Genomic DNA, 2,660 nt, shown 5'->3' with positions numbered 1-2,660 from the left:
ATATGGGATGTGGCCGCGGTCTGGCCGTGCGTGCTGCCGGTGTTTGGGCACAGCGATCCTTGCGAGCCGCCGTGCCGCGCCGCTTTACGACGGTTGAATGTTCGATGCCTGCTTGCCCTTGGGCCCCATCTTCGCCTCAAAGGTCACCTTCTGCCCTTCCGCGAGGGTCTTGAATCCCTCCGAGCGGACTTCCGAGAAATGTGCAAACAGATCGTCACTGCCCTCGTCCGGCGTGATGAACCCAAAGCCCTTCGCATCGTTGAACCACTTAACTGTGCCCGTTGCCATCGTTTTTCCAGTGCTGAAATTGCCGTTTGAGCGGCGGTTGCACAGCGCGAGCGCGCTGCGACATCCATCTTGACGGGTTACAAGGAGCGCGGCAACGGGTTTGATCGCCACTTGCAGGTCGAATCGAAGCGCGGCCCGCGGTCAGGCTTGCGCGATCAGCACTTCAGCCGGAATCTGCAGTCCCGGATTCAGCCGCCGGATCATGGCGAGAGTCAATCCCCGCTTGCGATTGAGCACCTGTACATCCGGGTCAGGTTCTCAAGATACGGCTGCATATCAACGGCGGTGAGCCCCGGCTTGCTCCATCCGAAACGAAACGGATCGCCTCGATCGGATCGGGCAGATTCAGGCGGGCAAATCTAGGGTTCGGCCCAACAGCCTGGTGTAGGGCCGAGAGAACGACTGGCAAACCGGTACTTTTCGACATCGTAAATACGCTTGTACCGACTGGCAGGCAAAGACAGTAGATCGAAAACGGGTTGTCTCCGCACTGAACGGGTCGTCCCTGGCGCTTACGGCGGCATGGCTGACGTGAACTCGGACCCGTGTTGTACCCACTCCGCTCGAGTCGCGCCCCGGCTGACCTGGGAAAGAGCACGCCATACTTTAGTGGTAGTCGTCCTCGCGTTGGTGCCGTATGGCGAGAATCGTGACCGTCCGTTCGTCTTCGATCTCGAACAACGCAACGTAGCCCGCATTGCCGAATGGCACGACGAGCTCTCGTAGAAACGGATTGTCAGGGTCGACCTTTCGGCACGTGAAGGGAAACGATTCAAGCATGTCGACACCCTTGCGAATCGTTTCCAACGCTCGCTCAGCTGCCGCCGGATCTTGGTCTAGTAGAAATTGGTAAAGGCGGATCAAGTCAGCGCGCGCTTCACCTGTGTAGCGGACCTGATAACTCAACGAGCGCCCTTCGCTTTCTTGGTCGCTGCAAGCATCGCTTCCAACTCTGCATGCACGTCAGCCGCGGCGTAGTAGTCGCCCGTGCGACGGGCCACGTCGCGGGAAGCCAGCCCCCGGGAGACGAAATCTCGCTGCATCTGACGTCGGATGACGCTTGATCGCAGTGACGATTCCATTAGGGACGAGAGGCTCTCGCCCTCGTTTAAGACACTTTCAGCGGCCTGACGAAGCTCTGGATCGACACGAAGCGAGGGTAGAGAGGCAGTTTTCATAGTTGCTCCAATGCGTTGCATTTGCAGCGCATATCCTAGCACGAATTGTCGGATATTGGCCTGTGCTGGCGGTGACCACTTTTTACGCGTTATCAGGCTTGCGTGAACCTCCAAAAACATGCCGGACGTACCCAAAAGCGCGCCAGCATGGAATTGAAGTTGTCAGCTAGCGTGGGCACGCGCCGACGGTGCGCGCAAAATCGCGTACATGGCCGCCAGGTGTCGCTCCCCTACTCCATCAGCACTTGCGCCATGACGGGACAACCTGGGCACGGACAGGCCAAGCTGCCGGCAGACCATGGAAAGATAAGGTTTGGTGTCGCCGCGCGCGCAGGCCTGGGCGGCCGCAGTGACCGCCGCGTCCCCGACCCGTTCGCGCAGCCAGGCTAAGACTTTCCGATCGTGCTCGTTTTGCACCCGTACCCATTGTTCCATGGCATTCTCCAATACCTGTATATATGTACAGTATTTAGAAGATAGGCCAACCGTGTGACAAACGCAAGAACAGGTGATTTTTGGCCCTACGCTTTCGATTCACGGGTGGGTATTGATCGACTGACTGTTAGTTGCATATGACGACTGCAAATGACACTTGGCTGGGACGGGTCGCGATCGGCGTTGGTTTGCGATCAACTAAAATCTCGTATATTTGGTAATAAATGGGTCCCACGCTTTCGCATCTAGTCCAATGCCCCCGGAGGATTTGTTATGCGCAGTTATGCGTGTCGCAGGGGGTCTTTCGAATCTTATTCATTAGCTTCACGTGCGGGCCGTCGTGTTGAGGACGTGGGTGTGCTGCTTATTAGCAGGTCAGTCAGTGAGCAGCGGACCGTGCTTGGCGATCACCCTGCGTTCGTGGGGGGCGAGAAATACGCATGCCGGTATACGTGATCTCCGCCTCTCTCGAGTAACTCTAATGTTCGTTTCTGTCCCAGTCTGGATCCCGTCGCCAATTAATCTATAGCGGGTTTATTTGGCTTACTGAGACATAAGATTGCAGCATTGGGCCCAGAGCCCTCCGCCCGCAGAACGAATGCGCGTCACTATTTCGAACACCCACCGCACTAGTTTGCGCTGCTTTCTTCGGCCCTAGCTCACGGAACGTGGCAACGAAAAATACGCGTCAACCCACCGGAATTTCTGCAGGCAATGTTTGCCAGCTGGTGCGCTCTAGGGCGCGCTGACGTCGACACT

The 2,660-nt window shown here is 57.2% G+C and carries 4 protein-coding genes; all 4 read right to left on the bottom strand.

Features of this window, described 5'->3' with window-relative positions:
• Window positions 1–84: 84 nt before the first annotated feature.
• Window positions 85–288, bottom strand: coding sequence for a cold-shock protein (locus WCA53_RS00100; RefSeq protein ID WP_423903927.1), 204 nt, complete (start codon window positions 286–288; stop codon window positions 85–87).
• Between the two features lie 606 nt (window positions 289–894).
• Window positions 895–1,194, bottom strand: a complete 300-nt coding sequence (locus WCA53_RS00095; protein ID WP_423903924.1) for a type II toxin-antitoxin system RelE/ParE family toxin — start codon at window positions 1,192–1,194, stop codon at window positions 895–897.
• Window positions 1,191–1,466, bottom strand: a complete 276-nt coding sequence (locus WCA53_RS00090) for a YlcI/YnfO family protein (RefSeq protein WP_423903921.1) — start codon at window positions 1,464–1,466, stop codon at window positions 1,191–1,193. The genes WCA53_RS00095 and WCA53_RS00090 overlap by 4 nt, the downstream gene beginning before the upstream one ends.
• Before the next feature lie 162 nt (window positions 1,467–1,628).
• Window positions 1,629–1,901: a hypothetical protein gene (locus WCA53_RS00085; RefSeq protein ID WP_423903919.1), complete on the bottom strand. Its 273-nt coding sequence runs from the start codon at window positions 1,899–1,901 to the stop codon at window positions 1,629–1,631.
• Window positions 1,902–2,660: the final 759 nt, after the last annotated feature.

Origin of the sequence: Caballeronia sp. (assembly GCF_049581465.1) — a bacterium.
Taxonomy (GTDB): Bacteria; Pseudomonadota; Gammaproteobacteria; order Burkholderiales; family Burkholderiaceae; genus Caballeronia.
This window is presented reverse-complemented; position numbering and strand designations above follow the sequence as displayed.